Source organism: Aequorivita antarctica, from assembly GCF_007997155.1.
GTDB classification, from domain to species: Bacteria; Bacteroidota; Bacteroidia; order Flavobacteriales; family Flavobacteriaceae; genus Aequorivita; species Aequorivita antarctica.
This window is the reverse complement of record NZ_VORT01000059.1, coordinates 1-347: the sequence shown is the minus strand read 5'-3', so window position 1 is coordinate 347 and position 347 is coordinate 1. Positions and strand designations below refer to the sequence as shown.

Below are 347 nucleotides of genomic sequence, written 5' to 3'. Positions count from 1 at the left end.
GTAAGCGATCTTTCTGATGAGAGCAGCGTACTAGAAAATGACCCAACGGTAATCGAACTGTGTCAGAATCCAGTAATTGCAATCGTGAAAACAGGAATCTTGAATGATGAGAACCAAAACGGTTGTACAGATGTTGATGAGACCATCAGCTACACGTTCACAGTAACTAATGAAGGCAACGTGAGCTTGAGCAATGTATCTGTAACAGATATAATGATTGCAACAATTACTGGCCCAACTGGTGATACCGATGGCGATGGCGAACTTGATGTAACCGAAACTTGGATATATACAGGAACGTATGCAGTCACACAAGCTGATATAGATGCAGGGCAAGTAACAAACCA

Annotated in this window: 1 protein-coding gene; it reads left to right on the top strand. The window is 42.1% G+C overall.

Annotated elements, in window-relative coordinates:
* A partial coding sequence (locus ESU54_RS17715; RefSeq protein WP_211362173.1) for a DUF7507 domain-containing protein occupies positions 1–347 on the top strand: 347 nt, incomplete at both ends.